The organism is Pseudomonas sp. W3I7 (assembly GCF_030816095.1).
Classification (GTDB): Bacteria; Pseudomonadota; Gammaproteobacteria; order Pseudomonadales; family Pseudomonadaceae; genus Aquipseudomonas; species Aquipseudomonas salomonii.
In genome coordinates this window covers 4424207-4445641 of sequence record NZ_JAUSXP010000001.1, presented here as the reverse complement: position 1 = coordinate 4445641, position 21435 = coordinate 4424207, and the positions used below count along the sequence as shown (strand labels likewise).

Here is a 21435-nt window from a genome sequence, read left to right as displayed (position 1 = left end):
CAGCTCCCACATTGGATCGGCGTGATATTCAGAGATCCGGGCCATTCAGCCATTCCTGGTTCAGGGTCTCGGTATCGCCCAGGTACTCCAACAACCAACTCATCGCCGGCGACAATTTATCCTGCGCCCACGCCACACACGACGGGCTGGCTGGAAACGGTCGGCTCAGTTGCAGCGCCACCAGCTCGCCACGCTCGACCCACGGCAATACCTGATGAGCCGGCGCCATGCCCACGCACAGCCCATCACGCAGGCAATCGAGTGCCGAGGCCCAGTTGGGCACGACCAAACGGCGCTGGTTATCCAGGGTCCAGGTGTCACGCTTGGGCAGGTTGCGCGAGGTGTCGGTCATGCACAAGGAGGCGAACGGGCGCAGTTGGTCGTCACTGAGCAAGCCGCTGACACTCGCCAGCGGGTGCTGGGCGCTGACCACACACAGCCAGTTGAGCAGGCCCATGTCCCGAAACGTGAAGCGGCTGGCCACTGGCACCGCGCTGGTGGCGCCGATCACAATGTCGGTGCGCTCATCGGCCAGGGCGTCCCACACGCCGTTGTACACCTCGTACTCAAGCAGCAATTCCACCTCGGGGAACTGCCGATAAAAATCCAGTACCAGTTGCCGGCAGCGCTGGGGTTTGACGATGGAGTCCACCGCGACCTTCAACTGGCCACTCCAGCCATTCGCCACCTGCTGGCACAAACGCCGGGTGCCAAGCATTTTTTTCATCACCCCGCGCGCTTCGTCTATAAACAGACGGCCGGCAGGGGTCAGCTCCACATCGCGGTGGCGGCGCACAAACAGCGGCACCGCCAGCCATTCCTCCAGCTGGCGCACCGTATAGCTGATGGCTGACGGCACGCGGTGCAATTCCTGGGCGGCGGCGCTGAAGCTGCCATGGCGTGCCACGGCATCGACCACATCCAGTGAGTATTCGGACCACATAGCGGCCGCCTTCAAAATATTTGATTCAAGTGTCCAATTATTATCGCTTCACACACAGCCTGTCAGCTTCATAATGGGCGTCAGTCAGCAAATAGTTTGATGGCAGCACTTACAAGGCTTCAATGAAAAATTCTTTTGGTTTCACCTGGTATCTGGCGGGGCTGAGCATGCTCGGTTATCTGGCCATGGACATGTACTTGCCGGCGTTTGGCGCCATGGGCGAGCAGTTGCAGATCAGTGCGGGCGCAGTCGGCGCCAGTTTGAGTATTTTCCTCGCGGGCTTTGCGCTCGGGCAGTTGCTGTGGGGGCCGTTGTCCGATCGCCTGGGGCGCAAGCCGGTGCTGCTCGCCGGCCTGAGCCTGTTTGTGCTCGGCTGCGCCGGGATGTTTTGGGTCGAGACGGCGCCGCAGTTGTTGGCGTTGCGCTTTATCCAGGCGATTGGCGTGTGTTCCGCCGCCGTGAGTTGGCAGGCGCTGGTGATTGACCGTTACCCGGCCGACAAGGCCCACCGCGTGTTCGCCAGCATCATGCCGCTGATGTCGCTGTCACCGGCGTTGGCGCCGCTGTTGGGCGCGATGGTGCTGAACCACTTTGGCTGGCAGGCGATTTTCGCGGTGTTGCTGGTTGTGTCAGTGCTGTTGCTGTTGCCGACGTTGTTCCTGCGCAAAATGCCGAAACGTCTGGCCGAGAAGGGCGAACCTTCGCGCCTTGGCTATGGGCAGTTGCTGACCTCCCGCGTGTTTACCGGCAATGTGATGATCTTCGCCGCCTGTTCGGCCAGCTTCTTCGCCTGGCTCACCGCGTCGCCGTTCATCCTTGGCGACATGGGTTACAGCCCGAATGACATCGGCTTGAGTTACGTGTTGCCGACCTTGTCCTTTCTGGTCGGCGGTTACAGCTGTCGCAGCGCCTTGCAGCATTACCAGGGCAAAACCCTGCTGCCGTGGTTGCTGGTGGCTTATTGCGTCAGCATGGTCGCGTTGTACCTGGTTGCGACCTTGACGGTGCCGACCCTGACCACCTTGTTGATTCCGTTCTGCCTGATGGCGTTGGTCAACGGCGCGAGTTACCCGATCGTGGTGGCGAATGCGCTGATGCCCTTTGCGGAAAATTCCGGCAAGGCGGCGGCGCTGCAGAACACCCTGCAATTGGGTCTTTGTTTTCTGAGCAGCCTGCTGGTGTCGTCGATGATCGACCAGCCGCTGTTGATCACCGTGATCGTGATGCTGGCGACTGCGCCGCTGGCAGTGCTGGGTTACTGGCTGGCGCGGCCGAAAGCCGAAAAGTCGGAACTCGCAAACGCTTAAAGCTGAAATACGATAAAAAATGTGGGAGCGGGCTTGTGTGGGAGCTGGCTTGCCTGCGATGGCATCAACTGGGTACACCTGATGTACCGAGTTGTCTGCATCGCAGGCAAGCCAGCTCCCACACATGCCCGCTCCCACAGTTGATTGGGTTTCTTCAGTTAGAACGTCACTTCCATATTCAGCGTAGGCGTGGAGGTCCGGGTGCCCATGCCTCCATCCACCCCGAACTTGTTATGCCAGTACTCGTAACCCACCCCCAGATACAGGTTCGGCTTCACGCTTTTTCCCGGCCGCACCGCCACCATCAGCGCCGTGCGCATCAGGGTTTCCGGCGCGGTGTCGCGGCCGTGATAATCCTTGCCCTTTTCCCCGACGTAATTGATAAACCCCTGAAACTTCGCCGCGTGGTTGGCGATGTCGAACGGGCGCATCCAGGTCAGGTTGAGCATGTAGGTGTCGTCGAAAGTGTGGTTCGACTCTTTCGCGCCGGGGATGCCGGTGTGGTTCTTTTCCTTGTAGTACATCAAGCTCAAATCCAGCACGCCGACGGTGTTGAACTTCAACGTCGGGCCGATCACCAGCGCGCGCTTTTTGGCTGAGGCGAAGTTGTTGTTGCGGTTGGCGTCGAAGCCCAGGGTCAAGGCGTAATCCTTGATCAGCCCAGTACCCAACGGCACATCCAGTACCCGTGAGGCGTACAGCTGGTGCCGGTACACGGCGTAGACCTCACTGCCGCCATGGTCGGTGCCCTTGCGTGGGTCGCTGCTGTCGGACAAAAACACATCAAGGTTCAGATAGTTGCTGCCGTACTGGTAGCCGCTGGCGTGGGTGAAGCTGTAGATGCGTTTGCTGAAGTCGTCGGGGTTATTGGGGTTGGTGAAGTGCTGACCGTAGCGAAACCCTGCGCTGTTGTTCATCCATTCCAGCGCGACGGCCTCCCCACCGCCGAGAAGGGTCAATGCAACGGTGGCGCCCTGTAATGCCTTTTTCATTGTTCTAGGTCCTTTGGCGTTCTGGCTCATGACGGCCGGATTGTTTTTGTAACGCCGATGGAGGGTATCTTGTTCGATTGATTGTATACAACTCTATGGACATCCAGTCCAAATATTGCATACAGTGATCGCACAACAAAAACAGAGAACCCCTCACCATGACTATCCCGAAGGCGTCACCGCAGCGGCCAGAAGATGAGAATCTTGGCGTCGCGGCCAACATGGCTTACGGCCTGCAGCATGTGCTCACCATGTATGGCGGCATCGTTTCCGTACCGTTGATCGTCGGCCAGGCGGCCGGGTTGTCGCCGGCGGATATCGGCCTGCTGATCGCCGCTTCGCTGTTTGCCGGTGGCCTGGCCACGCTGCTGCAAACCCTCGGTCTGCCGTTTTTTGGCTGCCAGTTGCCGCTGGTGCAGGGCGTGTCGTTTGCCGGTGTGGCAACCATGGTGGCGATTGTCGGCAGTGATGGTGCGGGCGGGGTGCCGGCGATTCTCGGGGCGGTGATGGCCGCGTCGTTTATCGGCTTATTGATCACGCCGGTGTTCTCACGGATCACCCAGTTTTTCCCGCCGCTGGTCACCGGCATCGTGATCACCACCATCGGCCTGACGCTGATGCCGGTGGCGGCGCGCTGGGCCATGGGCGGCAATAGCCGTGCGGCGGATTTTGGCAGCATGGCGAACATCGGCCTGGCGGCACTGACCCTGGTGCTGGTGTTGCTACTGAGCAAGATCGGCAGCGCAACCATCTCGCGCCTGTCGATTCTGCTGGCCATGGTGATTGGCACCGTGATCGCGGTGTTCCTCGGCATGGCGGATTTCTCCGGCGTCGCCCAGGGGCCGATGTTCGGCTTTCCCACACCTTTCCATTTCGGCATGCCGACCTTCCATGTGGCGGCGATTATTTCCATGTGCATCGTGGTGATGGTGACGTTGGTGGAAACCTCGGCGGACATCCTCGCGGTCGGTGAGATCATCGACACCAAAGTCGACTCCAAGCGCCTGGGTAATGGCCTGCGTGCCGACATGCTGTCGAGCATGTTTGCGCCGATCTTCGGTTCCTTCACCCAAAGCGCCTTTGCCCAGAACGTTGGCCTGGTGGCGGTCACTGGCGTGAAAAGCCGGTTTGTGGTGGCCACCGGCGGCGTGTTCCTGGTGGTGTTGGGCTTGTTGCCGTTTATGGGGCGGGTGATTGCGGCCGTGCCGACTTCGGTGCTGGGCGGCGCCGGTATCGTGTTATTCGGCACCGTGGCGGCCAGTGGGATTCGCACGCTCTCCAAGGTGGATTACCGCAACAACATGAACCTGATTATCGTGGCAACGAGCATCGGTTTCGGCATGATCCCGATTGCCGCGCCTAACTTCTACGATCACTTCCCCACCTGGTTCGCGACCATTTTCCATTCGGGCATCAGCTCGTCGGCAATCATGGCGATTTTGCTCAACCTGGCGTTCAACCACTTCACCGCCGGTAACTCGGACCAGCAGTCGGTGTTTGTGGCCGGGACCGAGCGCAGTTTGTGCTTCCACGATGTGGCGGCGTTGCGCGATGGGGATTACTTCAGTGGCGGTAAGTTGTTTGATGCTGAAGGGAAGGAGATTCCGGTGGTGGCTGAGGTGCCGAGGAAGGCCGCAAAGCCTGAGACCACCGAAGTCTAAAACTGTGGGAGCTGGCTTGCCTGCGATGGCGGCGAGCCAGTCACTGCACCTGTAACTGATGTACCGCTATCGCAGGCAAGCCAGCTCCCACAGTTGAACTCAGCCAGCCTTGAGTGCTTGGTGCGGCAGCGAACACGCCTCGTCCAGAAACTTCACCACCGTGCCCATGCATGCCTGGCGTTCTTCCACGTGGGGCATGTGGCTGGAGTCTTCAAACAGCGCCCAGCGCACGTCGGTGATTTCATCCAGGAACGGCTTGACCACCAAGGGCGTGGCCTCGTCGTGGCGCCCGGATATCACCAGCGTCGGCACATTGATCGCCGACAGGCGCCCCATCACGCTCCAGTCCTTCAAGCTGCCGATGATGTGAAATTCGGTCGGGCCGCTCATGGCGTGGTACACCGTCGGGTCGGCGTCCACCGCTGCAAAGGTGCGGGCCACTTCTTCCGGCCACGGGTTCACTCGGCACACGTGCTGGTCATAAAACATCCGCGCCGCCGCCAGGTATTCCGGGTCTTGGTAAGTGCCGGCCTGTTCGTGTTTGAGCAGGGTTTGGTGCACGCCTTCGGGCAACAGTTGGCGCAGGCGGTTGGCTTCGCTGACCCAGGTGCGCATGCAGGTGGGCGAGTTGGCCGGGATAAACGCACGCAGGCCCTTGGGTTGCAAAATCGCGTGTTCGCTGCCGAGCATGCCGCCCCAGGATTGACCGAGGATCGCGTAGTTGTCACTGATTTGCAGGTGGTCCAGCAGGTTGTTCAGTTCGTCAAGGAACAGGCCGATGGTCCAGAAAGACGGGTCTTTGTCCGGCAAGTGCGTGGAGCGGCCATTGCCGATCTGGTCGTAGTGAATCACCGCATGGCCGCTGGCGGCGACGTCCTTGAACGCGTCTACATAGTCATGGGTGCAACCGGGGCCGCCATGGAGGATCACCAAGGGCGTGCGGCCGGTGCCCAGGTCGCCGGTGACGCGGTACCAGGTCTGGTAGGCGCCGAAGGCCGCGTAGCCTTCGCGGACTTTTTCGATGAATTCCATTTCGTACCCTGCTCTGAAAAAAAGGATCAGGGCTACGATAGTCGGCACGCGGCGTTTAAGTAACTAGCAAAACAGCTAGGTTTTACCGACGGATCAATCTTCCAACAGGCGGTAATGGGTCGCGCGCACCACCGCCTGTACGCGGTTCTTGGCGCCCAGTTTATGCATCGCCGAGGCCAGGTGCAGGGTGACCACCGCCAGTGAGCGGCTCAATTGCGTGGCGATCTCGGCGGCGGTCAGGCCCTCGGCGGCCCATTTCAGGCACTCGCGCTCGCGCTTGGTCAGATGGATATGCGGGTAGGTGCGTAGCTCTTTGCTGAGCAACGGGTAGGCCGCTTCCTGCAACGCGTGGGTGATCAAGCTGAAGTCCGACAAGGTCTGCTGGGCATCTTCCAGCACCGTGCCGGCCTTGCCGGTGCGCAGGCCGGTCAGCGACGCGAAGCCGCCACGCGGCAGGTGGATCGGCACGGTGACGCCGCAGGTCAGTTGGCGCTCATGCAGGTAAGAGGACACGGGCGCATGGCACGGGTCGATGATCTTTTGCAGCGCGGTGTCGGCTTTGGCCTCATAGGACCACACAAACGGCGACACCGTGCTCAAGGCCAGATGCTGCACCGGGTCGATCTGGTAAAACCCTTCGCTGCACCACAACGCGTGCCAGTCCGACGGGGTGTTGCGCGACTCCAGCACCGAAGGCGTGATCAGCGAACCGTCCTGGTCGATGGGCACCGGCGTGTAGTCATACACCAACGCGTCAAAGCCCAACTGCTGGGCGAGGATAAACGTGTTGTCGATCTGTTCATCCAGGCTCCTGCCGGGCATGAGGCGGTTGTTGAAGGCGGTAAGTTTGGACAGCATCCGTTCTGCTCCCGAATTCATTTGAATCTCGACTTGCTGCAAGTAGAATGCCACGCCCCGGCGAAGGACTGCCAGGCCAAACCTATAAGAACTACTAGGTTATGGACACGCGGCATCCTCGGTAGTGTTGGCCAGATAAACGGCCGCTACCTGCCAGGCCGATACAACACAAGGAATGTATGCATGTGGCGTGAAATTGCCCCCGACCAGCAGTACAACGTGCAAGTCGATGGCCATAACCTCGTGGCCTACAGCTTTGGCGACGGCGATGAGGTGCTTTTGTGTCTCAACGGCGGTCCGGGCCTGCCGTGTGACTACTTGCGCGACGCCCATGGCTGGCTCAAAGACCATAACCTGCGAGTGGTTGCATTCGATCAGCTTGGCACCGGCGCATCAGCCAGACCATCAGATGTTTCCCTGTGGGAAATTGGCCGTTATGTCGAAGAAGTCGAAACCGTGCGCCAGGCCCTGGGCCTGGGCCGCGTGCATCTGCTTGGGCATTCGTGGGGCGGCTGGTTGGGCATCGAGTACGCCATTCACTATCCCGACGCCCTGAAAAGCCTGATCCTGGAAAACACCGTCGGCGATATTCCGCACCTCTCCCAGGAGCTTGAACGCCTGCGCGGCGCCCTCGGCAGTGAAACCGTGGCCATGATGCAGCGCCATGAGGCCATGGGCACCCTCGATCATCCGCAGTACCAGGCCGCCATTACCTTGCTCAACTACCGCCACGTCTGCCGCCTGGATGAATGGCCGGAGCCGGTCAAGCGCTCATTGGGCGACTGGAACATGGGCCCTTACGAAACCATGCAAGGCCCCAACGAGTTCCTCTATATCGGCAACCTCAAGGACTGGAACCGCATCCCGGAGATGGCCGAGTTCAAGATGCCGATCCTGATCACCACCGGCCAGCACGATGAACTCACTCCCGCCTGTGCTCACCGCATGAAACTTGCGGCCACACACGCCGAACTGCATGTATTTCCCAACAGCAGCCATATGCCGTTTTATGAAGAGCCCCAGGCGTACTTTCCGGTGCTGTTGGACTTTCTCGCTCGCCACCGAGGCTGACGGATGAACCTTGCGCGTTACCGCTTCGTGCTGTCCCGGCCGCTGCAATTGCTGCCGGTGTTGTTTGGCATCAGCCTGATCACCTTTGTGCTGGTGCGCTCGATCCCCGGCGACCCGGCGCGCGCCTTGCTGGGTTCGCGCAGCACGCCGGACGCGCTGCTGAAAATCCGCGCCCAATACGGCCTGGACCAGCCCTTGTGGCTGCAATATTTCTACTTCCTCAAGAACCTGCTCAAGGGCGATCTGGGCCAGTCGCTGCTCTATAAGGTCGACGCGTTGAAACTGATCGTCACCCGTATCGAGCCGACGCTGGTGCTGGTGCTCGGCAGTGTGCTGCTGGCGCTGTTGATCGCGGTGCCGCTGGCCACCGTGGCGGCGCGCAACAAAGGCGGCTGGGCGGATAACCTGATTCGCGTGTTCACCACGGTCGGCCTGGGCATGCCGGCCTTCTGGCTGGGCTTGATGTTGATTCTGTTGCTGAGTGTGAAGTGGGGCTTGTTCCCGGTATCGGGCTACGGTCGCACGTTTACGGATAAAGCCCACCACATGGTCCTGCCGTGTTTGACCATTGCGCTGGCGCTGGCGGCGGTGCTGGTGCGCAACCTGCGGGCGAGCATGCTGATGGAGTTGCAGGCCGACCATATCACCGCTGCCCGCGCCCGTGGGTTATCGGAGGCGGCGGTGTTTCGTCGGCATGTATTACCCAATTCCCTGGTGCCGGCGGTCAACCTGCTGGCGGTGAATATCGGCTGGCTGATCAGCGGCACGGTGGTGATCGAAAGCCTGTTCGCGATTCCCGGCATCGGCCAATTATTGGTGCGCGGTATTTTTACCCGTGACTACATGGTGGTGCAGGGTGTGGCCATGGTGTTGGCGTGTGCGACGGTGGTGGTCAACTTCGTCGCGGACGTGGCGACCGTGGCCCTCGACCCACGGGTGAAGATGCAATGAGCAGCCGCCCACTGATTGCGCCGTGGCGTTTGCGCCTGCGGTTTGGTTTTCGCAACGGCCGGCTGACCGCCGCATGGGGCTTGCTGATCCTGTTTATGTGGTTGGCCCTGGCGTTGTTCGCGCCGTGGATCGCGCCGTATGACCCGATTGCGCAGAACACCGATCTGAGTTTGCTGGCGCCCAGCCTTGCCCATCCATTTGGCACGGATAACTACGGTAGAGACATCTTTTCGAGGGTAATTTGGGGCGCGCGAATTGACCTGCAACTGGCCGTCATCGGCGTGATCTTCCCGTTCCTGATCGGCACTTTTATCGGCGCCGTTTCCGGCTATATCGGCGGGCGTTTCGACAGCCTGTGCATGCGCGTGATCGACGTGGTGCTGGCGTTCCCGTTCCTGGTGCTGATGCTGGCGATCATGGCCATTCTCGGACCGGGCTTGCAGAGCTTTTATATCGCCATGGCGCTGGTGGGCTGGGTGTCGTATGCGCGGCTGATCCGCTCGCAGATCCTGGTGCTCAAGGAAAGTGACTTCGCCCTGGCCGCCAAGAGCCTGGGCTTTGGTCATGGGCGCATTCTGTTTCGGCATTTGCTGCCCAATGCGATGTTTGGCTCGATTGTGTTTTCCATGTCCGACGCCGTGCTGGTGCTGCTCAACGGCGCTGCCGTGAGCTACCTGGGCCTGGGCGTGCAACCGCCGACGGCGGAGTGGGGCACGATGGTCGCCGAAGGGCAGGCGTTTATCACCACCGCCTGGTGGCTTTGCACGTTCCCGGGCCTGGCCATTGTGACCCTGGCCATGGGTTTCAGCCTGCTCGCCGATGGTGTGGCGCAAGTGTTGGGGGATCGTTCATGAGCCTGCTTCAGGTGCAGGACCTCAGCGTGATCGCCAACAATGGCGGGCGTGAGGTCACGCTGGTTGATCGTGTGTCCTTTGATTTGGCCGAAGGTGAAATCCTCGGCCTGGTGGGTGAAAGCGGTTCGGGCAAGACCCTGGCCTGTCGCGGCCTGATGCGCCTGTTGCCGTCGCCCAACCTGCGGGTGCAAGGCGGCGCTGTGCGCCTGGCCGGTCGCGACCTGTTGCAACTCGATGAGGCTGGCATGCGCGCCGTACGCGGTGGGCAACTGGGCATGATTTTCCAGAACCCCAGCAGTCACCTGGACCCGTTGATGCGTATCGGCGAGCAGATCGCCGAAGGTATCCGTTTGCATCAGGGCGCGTCGAAAAAAGACGCGCGCCTGCAAGCCATCGAGGTGTTGCGCCAGGTCGGTATTCCCGACCCCAAGGCGCGGGTCGACAACTACCCCCATGAGTTCTCCGGCGGCATGCGCCAGCGCGCGATGATCGCCGTGGCCCTGGGCTGCAATCCGCAAGTGCTGATTGCCGACGAGCCGACCACGGCGCTGGATGTGACGGTGCAGGCGCAGATCCTGCGCCTGTTGCTGGAGCTGCGTGACCAGCGTGGCCTGGCGATCATCATGATCACCCATGACCTCGGCGTGGTGGCACAGACCTGTGATTCCATCGCCGTGATGTACGCCGGGCGCCTGTGCGAACACGCGAGCAAATATGACGTGCTGGCCCATCCGCAGCACCCGTACACCGCCGGCCTTATCGATTGCCAACCCGCCCACAGCAGCGGCCACGCCTTGCTGCGCACCCTCCCCGGGCAGCCGCCGTTACTGGATGCCTTGCCCAACGGTTGCCGCTTCAACCCGCGCTGCCCGCAAGTGGCGGCGTTGTGCACTGAGGTGCTGCCTGAAGGTGCGCGCGTGGCCTGCCACTATCCGCTCGGAGAGCGCCCATGAGCCTGTTGCAGATCAAGGACCTGGAGGTGCGGTTTGCCGCGTCCGGCACGGGAATGTTGGGCCTAAATAAACAGTGGGTGAGGGCGGTCAATGGTGTGTCGCTGAACCTGGCCGCAGGCGAAACCCTGGGGTTGGTGGGCGAGTCCGGCAGTGGCAAAAGCACGCTGGGGCGAGCCATTTTGCACCTCAACCCGATCAGCGCCGGGCAGGTGTTATTTGACGGCGTCGACATGGCCCGAGGCAGCGCGATCGACATCGCCCGCCTGCGGCATGAAACCGCGATGATTTTCCAGGACCCTTACGCCGCCTTGAACCCGCGCCACAGCATTGGCGAAGCCCTCGCCGAAGTGCTGCGGGTGCAGCGCAAGGTCGCCCCGGAGCAGATACCGGCTCGCGTGGTCGAGCTGCTTGAGCTGGTGGGCCTGCGCCCTGAACTCGCCAGCCGCAAACCTGGCTCCCTCAGTGGTGGCCAGTGCCAGCGCGTCGGCATCGCCCGCGCCCTGGCGGTGGAGCCGCGCCTGATCATTGCCGATGAGTGCGTGGCGGCCCTGGATGTGTCGATCCAGGGCCAGATCATCAACCTGTTGCTGGAACTGCAACGGCGCATGAACCTGGCGATTCTGTTTATCGCCCATGACCTGGCCATTGTGCGGCGCCTGTGCGACCGCGTGGCGGTGATGTACCTGGGCAAGATCGTCGAAGAAGGGCCGGTGGAGGCGGTGTTTACTGCGCCACGCCATCCGTATACGGCGGCGTTGATCGAGGCGATTCCCGAGATCGATCCGCACCGGCCGTTGCCGGCAGAGCCGTTGCCCGGTGAGCCGCCAAGCCCGCTGAAGTTGCCCACCGGCTGCGCCTTTCACCCGCGCTGCCGGCACGCCCGGCCGATGTGTTCCGTGGTGTTGCCGCCGACCCATTACCTGCACGAGCATCGGTACAGTTGCGTGCTTGAAGAACCGCTGAGCCTTTCCTGCCATTCATAGACAAGGAGTTATGACATGCAAACCCGTCACTTGAAGTTGCTCGCCGCCGCGACATTGACCGCCTGGTCCCTCACCGCCGGGCTGGCTCATGCCGCCGGTGTGCTGACCATCGGCTGCCGTGAAGACAGCACCACGTTCGACCCGATCAAAAGCGCACAGAACCGCGATACGTGGGTGTTCGCCAACGTCTACGACACTCTGGTGCGCGTGGATAACCTGGGCACCAAGATGGAGCCGGGCCTGGCCGAAAGCTGGGAGATTTCCAAGGACGGCCTGACCTACACCTTCAAGCTGCGTGACGCCAAGTTCTCCGATGGCTCGGCGATCACCGCCGCTGACGCCGCGTTCAGCCTGTTGCGCATCCGCGACAACAAGGCGTCGCTGTGGGCAGATCCGTTCAACCTGATCAACACGGCCAAGGCCAGTGACCCGCAGACCCTGGTGGTCACCCTGAAAACCCCGGCCGTGGCCTTCCTCTCGCAACTGGCCTCGCCGACGGTGTCGATCCTGTCGGAAAAAGCCATGACCACCATGGGCGAAGACGCCTACTCGGAAAACCCGGTGACCTCCGGCGCGTTTACCGTGGAGGAATGGCGCAAGGGCGACCGCGTGATCCTCAAGAAGAACCCGAACTTCTGGCAGGCCAACAACGTGAGCCTGGATGGCGTGGAGTGGGTCTCGGTGACCGACGACAACACGCGCATGCGCATGGTGCAGAACAACGAGCTGGACACGGCGATCTTCGTACCGTTCTCCCGCGTGGAAGAGCTGAAGAAAGACAAAAACGTGGTGATCCACGCCGACCCGTCGACCCGCGAAGATCACCTGCTGATCAACCACGCCCACGGCCTGCTGGCCAAGCCGCAGGTGCGCGAGGCGCTGGACATGGCCATCGACAAACAATCGCTGGTCAAGACCGCCACATACGGCCAGGGCACCGTGGCCTATTCCTACATCCCCAAAGGCTCGCTGTATCACTACGCCAACAACCTGCAACGCCCGTATGACCCGACTGCCGCCAAGAAACTGCTGGAGGAAGCCGGCGCCAAGGACTTGAAACTCAACTACGTGGTCAACGCCGGCAACGAAGCCGACGAGCAGATTGCGGTGATCATCAAGGACCAGTTGGCCAAGGTCGGCGTGACCGCCAACCTGCAAAAGGTCGACCCGACCCAAAGCTGGCAGATGCTGGTGGACGGTGAGTACGATATTTCGGTGATGTACTGGACCAACGACATCCTCGACCCGGACCAGAAGACCACCTTCGTGCTCGGCCACGACACCAACCAGAACTACATGACCCGTTACAAGAACGACAAGGTCAAGGAACTGGTGGCGCAGGCACGAATCGAGGCCGACCCGGTCAAGCGTGAGCAGATGTACGTGGAATTGCAGAAACTGGCCAAGCAGGATGTGAACTGGATTGACCTGTACTACAGCCCGTACATCAACATCTCACGCAAGAACGTGAGCAACTTCCTGCAAAACCCGCTGGGGCGTTTTACCCTTGAGGAAGTGGTGAAGAACTAACGGGCACCGCTAAAAAGTGGGAGTGGACTTGTGTGGGAGCTGGCTTGCCTGCGATGGTATCAACTCGGTTTAACAGATAGACCGAGTTGCCCGCATCGCAGGCAAGCCAGCTCCCACACAAGCCAGCTCCCACATGAACCCGATTCCACATTGGGTTCTCGGTTATTTCAGGTGAACGGTGTCAGGGCTTACTGCGCATCAAAAGCCTGCCCATTGATCCCCGCACTGTCCGGCCCCATCAGGTACAGGTACACCGGCATGATTTCTTCCGGTGCAGGCCTTTCCATTGGGTTTTCCCCCGGGTACGCCTGGGCGCGCATGCTGGTGCGTGTACCGCCCGGGTTGATGCTGTTGGCGCGTACCGATGCCACGTCTTCCAGCTCATCGGCCAGGGTTTGCATCAAACCTTCGGTGGCAAACTTCGACACGCCATAAGCGCCCCAATACGCCCGACCCTTGCGCCCGACGCTGCTGGAGGTGAACACCACCGACGCATCCTGGGACAGCTTGAGCAGTGGCAAGAGTGTGCTGGTCAGCATGAACGTCGCGTTGACGTTCACGTGCATCACGCGCATGAAGTTCTCACCGGACAGCTGCTCGATCGGCGTGCGCGGGCCGATGATCGAGGCGTTGTGCAGCAGGCCGTCGAGACGACCGAATTCTTTTTCGATCATGGCTGCCAGCTCATCGTATTGATGGGGCAGGGCGGTTTCCAGGTTGAACGGAATCACCACCGGCTGCGGCTGGCCGGCCGCTTCGATCTCGTCATACACCTGAGCCAGGTTGGCTTCGGTCTTGCCCAGCAACAGCACGGTGGCGCCATGGGCGGCATAGGTTTTTGCCGCTGCCGCGCCAATCCCGCGACCGGCACCGGTCACCAGGATCACCCGGTCTTTGAGCAGTTCTGGACGTGCGGAGTAATCAAACATAAAAAACCTCGACAGAATTCAAGCTGATACAGGCCTTGAAGTGGAATCCATTTCAGGTGGGAGCTGGCTTGCCTGCGATGGCGGAGTATCAGTCACCGCAAGTGCTGGCTGGCAGGCCGCTATCGCAGGCAAGCCAGCTCCCACAGTGATCTCAGTGCTCGAACAATCAGCAACTGCACAGTGCGTTATCGAGCACCTTGCGCAGTTCCAGCGGGTGGTCCACCACCACGTCGGCGCCCCAGTTGCGTGGGTTGTCGTCCGGGTGGATGTAGCCGAAGGTGACCGCTGCGGTGCGGGTGCCGGCGTCGCGGCCAGACTCGATATCGCGCAGGTCATCGCCCACGAACAGCACGCTGGCCGGGTCCAGGTCGAGCATCTTGCACGCCAGGATCAGCGGCTCGGGGTCGGGCTTGCTGTTCTTCACGTGGTCCGGGCAGATCAGCAGCGCCGAACGCTCGGCCAGGCCCAGTTGCTGCATGATCGGCTCGGCAAAACGCAGCGGCTTATTGGTGACCACGCCCCACACCAGGTGGGACTTCTCGATGTCCTGCAGCAGTTCTTCCATGCCGTCGAACAGCTTGCTGTGGATTCGCGCAGCCTTTGAGGTAACGCTCCAGAAATTCCAGGCGCAGCGCTTCAAAGCCAGGCGATTCCGGGTCCATTGAGAAGGTCACGGCGACCATCGCCCGCGCACCGCCGGAAATTTCATCGCGGATATGCTGTGGGTTGATCGGCTCCAGGCCGCGGTCGGCGCGCATGGCCTGGCAGATCGCGATAAAGTCCGGCGCGGTGTCCAGCAAGGTGCCGTCCATGTCGAAGAGAACTGCTCGCAACTTCACAGGCTTACTCCTCGCGCAGGGTCTGGATCATGTAGTTGACGTCAACGTCGCTCGCCAGCTTGTAGTGCTTGGTCAGCGGGTTGTAGGTCAGGCCGATGATGTCCTTGACGGTCAGCCCGGCCTGACGGCTCCAGGCGCCCAGCTCGCTTGGGCGGATGAATTTCTTGAAGTCGTGGGTGCCGCGCGGTAGCAACTTCATGATGTATTCGGCGCCGATGATCGCGAACAGATAAGCCTTGGGGTTGCGGTTGATGGTGGAGAAGAACACCTGGCCGCCGGGCTTGACCATACGAAAGCACGCGCGAATCACCGAAGACGGGTCTGGCACGTGCTCGAGCATCTCAAGGCAAGTGACCACGTCGAACTGCTCGGGCATCTCTTCGGCCAGGGCTTCGGCGGTGATCTGGCGGTATTCGACGCTCACGCCGGATTCCAGCTGGTGCAGTTGGGCCACGGCCAGCGGCGCTTCGCCCATGTCGATGCCCATCACGGTAGCGCCGCGCTGGGCCATGGCTTCGCTGAGGATGCCGCCGCCGCAACCGACGTCCAGCACCTTCTTGCCTGCCAGGCTGACGCGCTCGTCAATCCAGTTGACGCGCAACGGGTTGATGTCGTGCAGCGGTTTGAACTCGCTTTCGCGGTCCCACCAGCGGTGGGCCAGGGCTTCAAACTTGGCGATTTCGGCGTGGTCGACGTTGCTCATGGTGAATCCTCTAAATCTGATAAATCGGTTATTCAGTCCTGAACGGCGGGGTTCAAGACCTTCGTTATTCGCTGTGCCCGCTGATCCGTTGGCCCCAGGCGATGGCCGTGGCGGTCAACTGTTGTTCATCCATGCGGGTCAATCGCCGGTCGTCGAGCAACTGCTTGCCGGCGACCCAAAGGTGTTTCACACACTCGCGCCCGGTGGCATATATAAGCGTTGAGACCGGGTCGTAGATCGGTTGTTGCGCCAGCCCCGAAAGATCAAAGGCGACGATATCCGCCGCCTTGCCGACTTCCAGCGAGCCCATCTCGCTGTCCAGGCCCATGGCACGTGCCCCGTTGAGCGTAGCCATGCGCAGGGCGCGATGGGCGTCCAGGGCGGTGGCCGAGCCGGCGACGGCCTTGGCCAGCATCGCCGCCGTGCGGGTTTCGCCCAGCAGGTCGAGGTCATTGTTGCTGGCCGCGCCGTCGGTGCCGATGGCCACGTTCACGCCAGCCTGCCACAGACGCTCCACCGGGCAAAAGCCGCTGGCCAGTTTCAGGTTCGATTCCGGGCAATGGATGACGCTGGTGTTGCTTTCTACCAGCAAAGCCAGGTCGTCCTCGCTGATTTGGGTCATATGAACGGCCTGGAAGCGTGGGCCGAGCAGCCCCAGGCGGCCCAGGCGCGCCAACGGGCGTTCGCCGGTCTTGTCCACGGCTTGTTGCACTTCGAAGGCGGTTTCGTGCACATGCATATGGATGGCGGCGTCCAGCTCTTCGGCGATCACCCGGATCTTTTCCAGGTTGGCGTCGCTCACGGTGTAGGGCGCGTGGGGGCCGAAGGTGATCTTGATGCGCGGGTGGTGCTTGAGGTCGCCGAACAGCTCCACGCCCTGACGGATCGCCTCATCGGCGCTGCTGGCGCCGGGAATCGGGAAGTCGAGGATCGGCAGCGCGATCTGCGCGCGCATGCCGCTGTTGTGTACGCAGTCGCTGGCGACCTTGGGGTAGAAGTACATGTCCGAGAAGCAGGTGATGCCGCCCTTGAGCTGCTCGGCGATGGCCAGGTCGGTGCCGTCGCGCACGAAGGCTTCATCGACCCATTTGGCTTCGGCGGGCCAGATGTGTTTTTCCAGCCAGGTCATCAGCGGCAGATCGTCGGCCAGGCCGCGAAACAGGCTCATCGCCGCGTGGCCGTGGGCGTTTATCAAGCCGGGGCTGAGCAGCATGCCCGGCAGCTCGCGAACCTCGCTGGCCGCAAGCTTCAAGGCCGCCGCCCGTGGCCCGATAAACGCAATGCGCCCGTCACGGATGCCCAGGCCGTGCTCCTTGAGCACCACGCCAGCGGGTTCGACAGGTACCAGCCAGGTTGGCAGCAGCAATAAGTCGAGCGGGGCGGCAGTGGAGGTCATCGCAGGCTTCTTCCCAGGCAGCTATAAAATAAGGGCGAAGTATACCCGAGCGTCTTGGCTGGCGGATCGCTATAATCGGCGGCTTTTGTTCATGAGTGCGGGGTAAGGGATGCGCGACCGACTGTTAGCTGCAGAGAAAGTGAAGGCCATCGATTGGCGTGATGGCGCACTGCACCTGCTCGATCAGCGTGCCTTGCCCTCGCTGGAAACCTGGGTTGCCTGCACTTCGGTGGCTGAAGTCGCCCAGGCCATTCGCAACATGACTGTACGCGGCGCGCCGGCCATCGGCATCAGTGCCGCCTACGGCCTGGTGCTGGCCGCCCGTGAGCGGATCGCCGAGGGCGGTGACTGGCAGGCAGCGTGGGAAGAAGACTACGCCTTGCTGGCCGATAGCCGTCCGACCGCCGCGAACCTGTTCTGGGCCTTGAAGCGCATGCGCGACCGCCTCGATCGGGTCAAAAAGCACGCAGACCCCTTGGCGGTGCTCGAAGCCGAAGCCATTGCGATCCACGAAAGCGACCGCGAAGCCAACCTGGTCATGGCCCAATTGGGCCTGGAGCGCATTCGCAAGCACCAGGGCAACGCCCAGGCGATCCTTACCCATGGCAATGCGGGCGCCCTCGCCACCGGCGGTGTGGGCACCGCCCTTGGGGTGATCCGCGCCGCATTCCTGGAGGGTTTGGTCGAGCATGTCTACGTCAATGAAACCCGCCCGTGGCTGCAAGGTTCGCGGCTGACGGCCTGGGAGTTGGCGGGCGAGGGTATCCCGGCCACGGTGAATGCCGACTCGGCCGGCGCGCATATCCTCAAGACCAAAGGCGTGACCTGGGTGGTGGTCGGCGCCGACTGCATTGCGGCCAATGGTGATGTGATCGGCCCGATCGGCACTTATCAATTGGCGGTGTGTGCCATGCATCACGGCGTGCGTTTTATGGTGGTGGCGCCCAGTTCGACCCTCGATTTGATGATGGCCACCGGTGATGATGTCAGCCTGGAAGAGCGTGATGCGGCGGAGTTGCTGGCGGTGGGCGGGCAGCGGTTGGAGGTTGCGGCGTTTAACCCGGTCTTCGATGTGACGCCGGCTGACCTGATTGATGTGATCGTGACTGAAAAGGGCATTGTTGAACGTCCCGACACCGCCAAGCTGGCCAAGTTGATGTGCCGCAAGCGCCTGCATTGAGGGCTTTGGTGGCTGTTGGATCGCTATCGCAGGCAAGCCAGCTCCCACCTTTGTTTTGTGAATACAGTCAACATGTGGGAGCGGGCTTGCCCGCGATTGGCCCTGTAAGTCAATAAAACCCTTGGATCCAGCCTCAAAAAACATCACCCACCCCGCTCTGAGCCTCTCTCGTCCCCCTCAAGCCTGTCATCCGTCAAATTACTAGCCTCCATGCGCATCAGGGGGATAGGTGCGTGGCGGCGATTGTGATAACATCCGGCGGTTTCCAGGGCCGCCCCGAGGGGTTGCCCATAACGTGCAGATCCGTGTCATAACTCGTTGATTTGTCGTAAGTCGTTGTCAGGCACTCTGCCAGCAACGGCGAGCTTCGTTCGTCCCATATGGATGTGACGAGGTTTCACCCGAAAAAGGAATCAGGCTTCTCATGGGCGAACTGGCCAAAGAAATCCTCCCGGTCAATATCGAAGACGAGCTGAAACAGTCCTACCTCGACTACGCGATGAGCGTAATTGTCGGGCGGGCACTGCCTGATGCGCGCGATGGCTTGAAGCCCGTGCACCGGCGTGTGCTGTTCGCGATGAGCGAGCTGGGTAACGACTGGAACAAGCCGTACAAGAAATCTGCCCGTGTTGTCGGTGACGTGATCGGTAAGTATCACCCTCACGGCGACACTGCGGTGTACGACACCATCGTTCGGATGGCCCAGCCGTTTTCCCTGCGCTACCTGCTGGTAGACGGCCAGGGCAACTTCGGTTCGGTCGACGGCGACAACGCTGCGGCCATGCGATACACCGAAGTGCGCATGACCAAGCTGGCGCACGAGCTGCTGGCCGACCTGCACAAAGAAACCGTGGACTGGGTGCCGAACTACGACGGCACCGAAATGATCCCGGCCGTCATGCCGACCCGTATTCCCAACCTGCTGGTCAACGGCTCCAGCGGTATCGCCGTGGGCATGGCCACCAACATCCCGCCGCACAACCTCGGTGAAGTCATCGACGGTTGCCTGGCCCTCATCGACAACCCTGAGCTGACCGTCGATGAGCTGATGCAATACATCCCCGGTCCGGACTTCCCGACCGCCGCGATCATCAACGGTCGTGCCGGCATCATCGAAGCCTACCGCACCGGCCGTGGCCGCATTTATATGCGTGCCCGCTCGATGATCGAAGACATCGACAAGGTCGGTGGCCGCCAGCAGATCGTTATCACCGAACTGCCTTACCAGTTGAACAAGGCGCGTCTGATCGAGAAGATCGCCGAGCTGGTTAAAGAGAAGAAGCTGGAAGGCATCACCGAACTGCGCGACGAGTCCGACAAAGACGGTATGCGCGTGGTGATCGAGCTGCGTCGTGGCGAAGTGCCTGAGGTGATCCTCAACAACCTCTACGCCCAGACCCAGCTGCAAAGCGTGTTTGGTATCAACGTGGTGGCCCTGATCGACGGCCGCCCGCGCATCCTGAACCTCAAGGACCTGCTCGAAGCCTTCGTGCGTCACCGCCGCGAAGTGGTCACCCGCCGCACCGTGTTCGAACTGCGCAAAGCCCGCGAGCGCGGCCACATCCTGGAAGGCCAGGCGGTAGCGCTGTCGAACATCGACCCGGTGATCGCGCTGATCAAGGCTTCGCCGACGCCGTCGGAAGCCAAGGAAGCGCTGATCAAGATGCCGTGGGAATCCAGCGCCGTCGTGGCGATGGTTGAACGTGCCGGTGCCGATTCGTGCCGTCCGGAAACCCTGGACCCGCAATACGGCCTGCGCGACGGCAAGTATTTCCTGTCGCCGGAACAGGCACAGGCCATTCTGGAGCTGCGTTTGCACCGCCTGACCGGCCTGGAGCACGAGAAACTTTTGGCCGAGTACCAGGAGATTCTCAACCAGATCGGCGAGCTGATCCGCATCCTCAACAGCGCCGTGCGCCTGATGGAAGTGATCCGCGAAGAGCTGGAAGTGATCCGCGCCGAATACGGCGACGTGCGCCGCACCGAAATCCTCGATGCGCGCCTCGACCTGACCCTGGGTGACATGATCCCGGAAGAAGAGCGTGTGGTGACCATCTCCCACGGTGGCTACGCCAAGACCCAGCCGTTGGCTGCGTACCAGGCTCAGCGTCGTGGCGGTAAAGGTAAATCGGCTACCGGCGTGAAGGATGAGGACTACATCGCTCACCTGCTGGTTGCCAACAGCCACACCACGCTGCTGCTGTTCTCCAGCAAAGGCAAGGTGTACTGGCTCAAAACCTACGAAATCCCGGAAGCGTCCCGCGCTGCCCGTGGTCGTCCGTTGGTCAACCTGCTGCCGCTGGACAGTGATGAATACATCACCACCATGTTGCCGGTCGAGGAATACACCGAAGGTCACTTCATCTTCATGGCCACCGCCAAAGGCACCGTGAAGAAGACCCCGCTGGAATCCTTCAGCCGCCAGCGCAGTGTGGGCCTGATCGCCCTGGAGCTGGACGAAGGCGACGTACTGATCTCTGCGGCCATCACCGACGGCGAGCGTGAAGTCATGCTGTTCTCCGACGGCGGCAAAGTGACACGCTTCAAGGAATCCGACGTTCGCGCCATGGGCCGTACCGCCCGCGGTGTGCGCGGCATGCGTCTGCCGGAAGGGCAGAAGCTGATTTCGATGCTGATCCCGGAAGAAGGCAGCCAGATCCTCACCGCTTCGGCGCGTGGTTACGGCAAGCGCACCGCCATCAGCGAGTTCCCGGAGTACAAGCGTGGCGGCCAGGGCGTGATCGCCATGGTCAGCAACGACCGCAACGGCCGTCTGGTCGGCGCGGTGCAGGTGCTTGATGGTGAGGAGATCATGCTGATTTCCGACCAGGGCACCCTGGTGCGTACCCGTGTGGCCGAAGTCTCGAGCCTGGGCCGTAACACCCAGGGCGTGACGCTGATCAAGCTGGCCAGCGACGAAACGCTGGTAGGCCTGGAGCGCGTCCAGGAACCATCGGAAGTCGAAGGCGAAGAGCTGGAAGGCGAAGACGGTGCGGTATTCGATGGCGAGGTGATCGCAACCGGCGATGACAACGTCGACGAGCCAACCCTCGATGCTGCCGCAGACGAAGAAGAACCGCAGGAATAAGCGGACACACAGGGGGCGGATGAAGATTCGCCCCCTTGTTGTTTGTGTCCCCTTTGAAATACAGGTCCTTGGTCTGGCTTCGATCCCTGTGGGAGCTGGCTTGCCTGCGATAGCATCACCGCGGTATCACTGCAACTACCGCGGTGCCTGTATCGCAGGCAAGCC

Annotated in this window: 17 protein-coding genes and 1 pseudogene; 10 read left to right on the top strand and 8 right to left on the bottom strand. The window is 61.4% G+C overall.

Annotated features, from left to right (window positions below; genetic code table 11):
• Positions 1-28 precede the first annotated feature (28 nt).
• Positions 29-943, bottom strand: a complete 915-nt coding sequence (gene punR, locus QF043_RS20470; protein WP_058422796.1) for a DNA-binding transcriptional activator PunR — start codon at positions 941-943, stop codon at positions 29-31.
• A 122-nt stretch (positions 944-1065) separates the two neighbouring features.
• Between punR and punC the strand changes: the two genes are divergently transcribed.
• Positions 1066-2250 (top strand): purine nucleoside transporter PunC, encoded by a 1185-nt coding sequence (gene punC, locus QF043_RS20465; RefSeq protein WP_307419976.1) that lies wholly within the window; start codon positions 1066-1068, stop codon positions 2248-2250.
• 158 nt (positions 2251-2408) lie between these two features.
• Here the strand turns inward: punC and QF043_RS20460 are convergent, their stop codons facing one another.
• Entirely contained in the window at positions 2409-3242 is an 834-nt protein-coding gene (locus tag QF043_RS20460) for a nucleoside-binding protein (protein ID WP_307419975.1), read from the bottom strand.
• Between the two features lie 158 nt (positions 3243-3400).
• Here QF043_RS20460 and QF043_RS20455 point away from each other — a divergent pair, with 158 nt between their 5' ends.
• Entirely contained in the window at positions 3401-4903 is a 1503-nt protein-coding gene (locus QF043_RS20455) for a nucleobase:cation symporter-2 family protein (protein ID WP_307419974.1), read from the top strand.
• A gap of 99 nt (positions 4904-5002) precedes the next feature.
• Here QF043_RS20455 and QF043_RS20450 read toward each other — a convergent pair whose 3' ends face one another.
• Positions 5003-5935, bottom strand: coding sequence for a proline iminopeptidase-family hydrolase (locus QF043_RS20450; RefSeq protein WP_307419973.1), 933 nt, complete (start codon positions 5933-5935; stop codon positions 5003-5005).
• A 93-nt stretch (positions 5936-6028) separates the two neighbouring features.
• Positions 6029-6793 (bottom strand): LuxR family transcriptional regulator, encoded by a 765-nt coding sequence (locus QF043_RS20445; protein WP_307419972.1) that lies wholly within the window; start codon positions 6791-6793, stop codon positions 6029-6031.
• A gap of 183 nt (positions 6794-6976) precedes the next feature.
• Between QF043_RS20445 and QF043_RS20440 the strand changes: the two genes are divergently transcribed.
• The 6 genes from QF043_RS20440 to QF043_RS20415 are packed head-to-tail and all read left to right on the top strand — an operon-like array spanning position 6977 to position 13135.
• The gene (locus QF043_RS20440; RefSeq protein ID WP_056857239.1) at positions 6977-7864 is read left to right on the top strand and encodes a proline iminopeptidase-family hydrolase; all 888 of its coding nucleotides are present in this window, start codon (positions 6977-6979) and stop codon (positions 7862-7864) included.
• Positions 7865-7867: 3 nt separating this feature from the next.
• On the top strand, positions 7868-8815 hold the full coding sequence (locus tag QF043_RS20435) for an ABC transporter permease (RefSeq protein ID WP_307419971.1): 948 nt from the start codon (positions 7868-7870) through the stop codon (positions 8813-8815).
• Positions 8812-9669 carry an ABC transporter permease gene (locus QF043_RS20430; RefSeq protein WP_307419970.1) on the top strand — a complete coding sequence of 286 codons (858 nt, stop codon included), beginning with the start codon at positions 8812-8814 and terminating at the stop codon, positions 9667-9669. The genes QF043_RS20435 and QF043_RS20430 overlap by 4 nt, the downstream gene beginning before the upstream one ends.
• Positions 9666-10622 (top strand): ABC transporter ATP-binding protein, encoded by a 957-nt coding sequence (locus QF043_RS20425; protein WP_307419969.1) that lies wholly within the window; start codon positions 9666-9668, stop codon positions 10620-10622. Before QF043_RS20430 ends, QF043_RS20425 begins: the two co-directional genes overlap by 4 nt.
• Positions 10619-11605 carry an ABC transporter ATP-binding protein gene (locus QF043_RS20420; protein WP_307419968.1) on the top strand — a complete coding sequence of 329 codons (987 nt, stop codon included), beginning with the start codon at positions 10619-10621 and terminating at the stop codon, positions 11603-11605. Before QF043_RS20425 ends, QF043_RS20420 begins: the two co-directional genes overlap by 4 nt.
• A 15-nt stretch (positions 11606-11620) precedes the next feature.
• Positions 11621-13135 (top strand): ABC transporter substrate-binding protein, encoded by a 1515-nt coding sequence (locus QF043_RS20415; RefSeq protein ID WP_307419967.1) that lies wholly within the window; start codon positions 11621-11623, stop codon positions 13133-13135.
• Between the two features lie 188 nt (positions 13136-13323).
• Here the strand turns inward: QF043_RS20415 and QF043_RS20410 are convergent, their stop codons facing one another.
• From QF043_RS20410 to QF043_RS20395, 4 genes and pseudogenes are all read right to left on the bottom strand, one after another.
• Positions 13324-14064, bottom strand: coding sequence for a YciK family oxidoreductase (locus QF043_RS20410; protein ID WP_307419966.1), 741 nt, complete (start codon positions 14062-14064; stop codon positions 13324-13326).
• A gap of 166 nt (positions 14065-14230) precedes the next feature.
• Positions 14231-14903: pseudogene (gene mupP, locus QF043_RS20405) on the bottom strand (N-acetylmuramic acid 6-phosphate phosphatase MupP).
• Between the two features lie 4 nt (positions 14904-14907).
• Positions 14908-15606, bottom strand: coding sequence for a bifunctional 2-polyprenyl-6-hydroxyphenol methylase/3-demethylubiquinol 3-O-methyltransferase UbiG (ubiG, locus tag QF043_RS20400; protein WP_056857231.1), 699 nt, complete (start codon positions 15604-15606; stop codon positions 14908-14910).
• A 64-nt stretch (positions 15607-15670) separates the two neighbouring features.
• Positions 15671-17002, bottom strand: coding sequence for a TRZ/ATZ family hydrolase (locus tag QF043_RS20395; RefSeq protein WP_307419964.1), 1332 nt, complete (start codon positions 17000-17002; stop codon positions 15671-15673).
• Between the two features lie 109 nt (positions 17003-17111).
• Here QF043_RS20395 and mtnA point away from each other — a divergent pair, with 109 nt between their 5' ends.
• Both mtnA and gyrA read left to right on the top strand, forming a co-directional pair.
• Complete coding sequence (gene mtnA, locus QF043_RS20390) at positions 17112-18182, top strand: S-methyl-5-thioribose-1-phosphate isomerase (RefSeq protein WP_307419963.1); 1071 nt, start codon at positions 17112-17114, stop codon at positions 18180-18182.
• Positions 18183-18606: 424 nt separating this feature from the next.
• Positions 18607-21270 carry a DNA gyrase subunit A gene (gyrA, locus tag QF043_RS20385; RefSeq protein ID WP_017136106.1) on the top strand — a complete coding sequence of 888 codons (2664 nt, stop codon included), beginning with the start codon at positions 18607-18609 and terminating at the stop codon, positions 21268-21270.
• Positions 21271-21435 lie beyond the last annotated feature (165 nt).

Coding starts and splice junctions, on each gene's coding strand:
- punC (WP_307419976.1), top strand. CDS start 1,066: ATGAAAAATTCTTTTGGTTTCACCTGGTATCTGGCGGGGCTGAGCATG.
- QF043_RS20445 (WP_307419972.1), bottom strand. CDS start 6,793: ATGCTGTCCAAACTTACCGCCTTCAACAACCGCCTCATGCCCGGCAGG.
- ubiG (WP_056857231.1), bottom strand. CDS start 15,606: ATGAGCAACGTCGACCACGCCGAAATCGCCAAGTTTGAAGCCCTGGCC.
- QF043_RS20430 (WP_307419970.1), top strand. CDS start 8,812: ATGAGCAGCCGCCCACTGATTGCGCCGTGGCGTTTGCGCCTGCGGTTT.
- QF043_RS20435 (WP_307419971.1), top strand. CDS start 7,868: ATGAACCTTGCGCGTTACCGCTTCGTGCTGTCCCGGCCGCTGCAATTG.
- QF043_RS20420 (WP_307419968.1), top strand. CDS start 10,619: ATGAGCCTGTTGCAGATCAAGGACCTGGAGGTGCGGTTTGCCGCGTCC.
- QF043_RS20450 (WP_307419973.1), bottom strand. CDS start 5,935: ATGGAATTCATCGAAAAAGTCCGCGAAGGCTACGCGGCCTTCGGCGCC.
- QF043_RS20395 (WP_307419964.1), bottom strand. CDS start 17,002: ATGACCTCCACTGCCGCCCCGCTCGACTTATTGCTGCTGCCAACCTGG.
- QF043_RS20425 (WP_307419969.1), top strand. CDS start 9,666: ATGAGCCTGCTTCAGGTGCAGGACCTCAGCGTGATCGCCAACAATGGC.
- gyrA (WP_017136106.1), top strand. CDS start 18,607: ATGGGCGAACTGGCCAAAGAAATCCTCCCGGTCAATATCGAAGACGAG.
- QF043_RS20440 (WP_056857239.1), top strand. CDS start 6,977: ATGTGGCGTGAAATTGCCCCCGACCAGCAGTACAACGTGCAAGTCGAT.
- punR (WP_058422796.1), bottom strand. CDS start 943: ATGTGGTCCGAATACTCACTGGATGTGGTCGATGCCGTGGCACGCCAT.
- QF043_RS20455 (WP_307419974.1), top strand. CDS start 3,401: ATGACTATCCCGAAGGCGTCACCGCAGCGGCCAGAAGATGAGAATCTT.
- QF043_RS20410 (WP_307419966.1), bottom strand. CDS start 14,064: ATGTTTGATTACTCCGCACGTCCAGAACTGCTCAAAGACCGGGTGATC.
- mtnA (WP_307419963.1), top strand. CDS start 17,112: ATGCGCGACCGACTGTTAGCTGCAGAGAAAGTGAAGGCCATCGATTGG.
- QF043_RS20460 (WP_307419975.1), bottom strand. CDS start 3,242: ATGAAAAAGGCATTACAGGGCGCCACCGTTGCATTGACCCTTCTCGGC.
- QF043_RS20415 (WP_307419967.1), top strand. CDS start 11,621: ATGCAAACCCGTCACTTGAAGTTGCTCGCCGCCGCGACATTGACCGCC.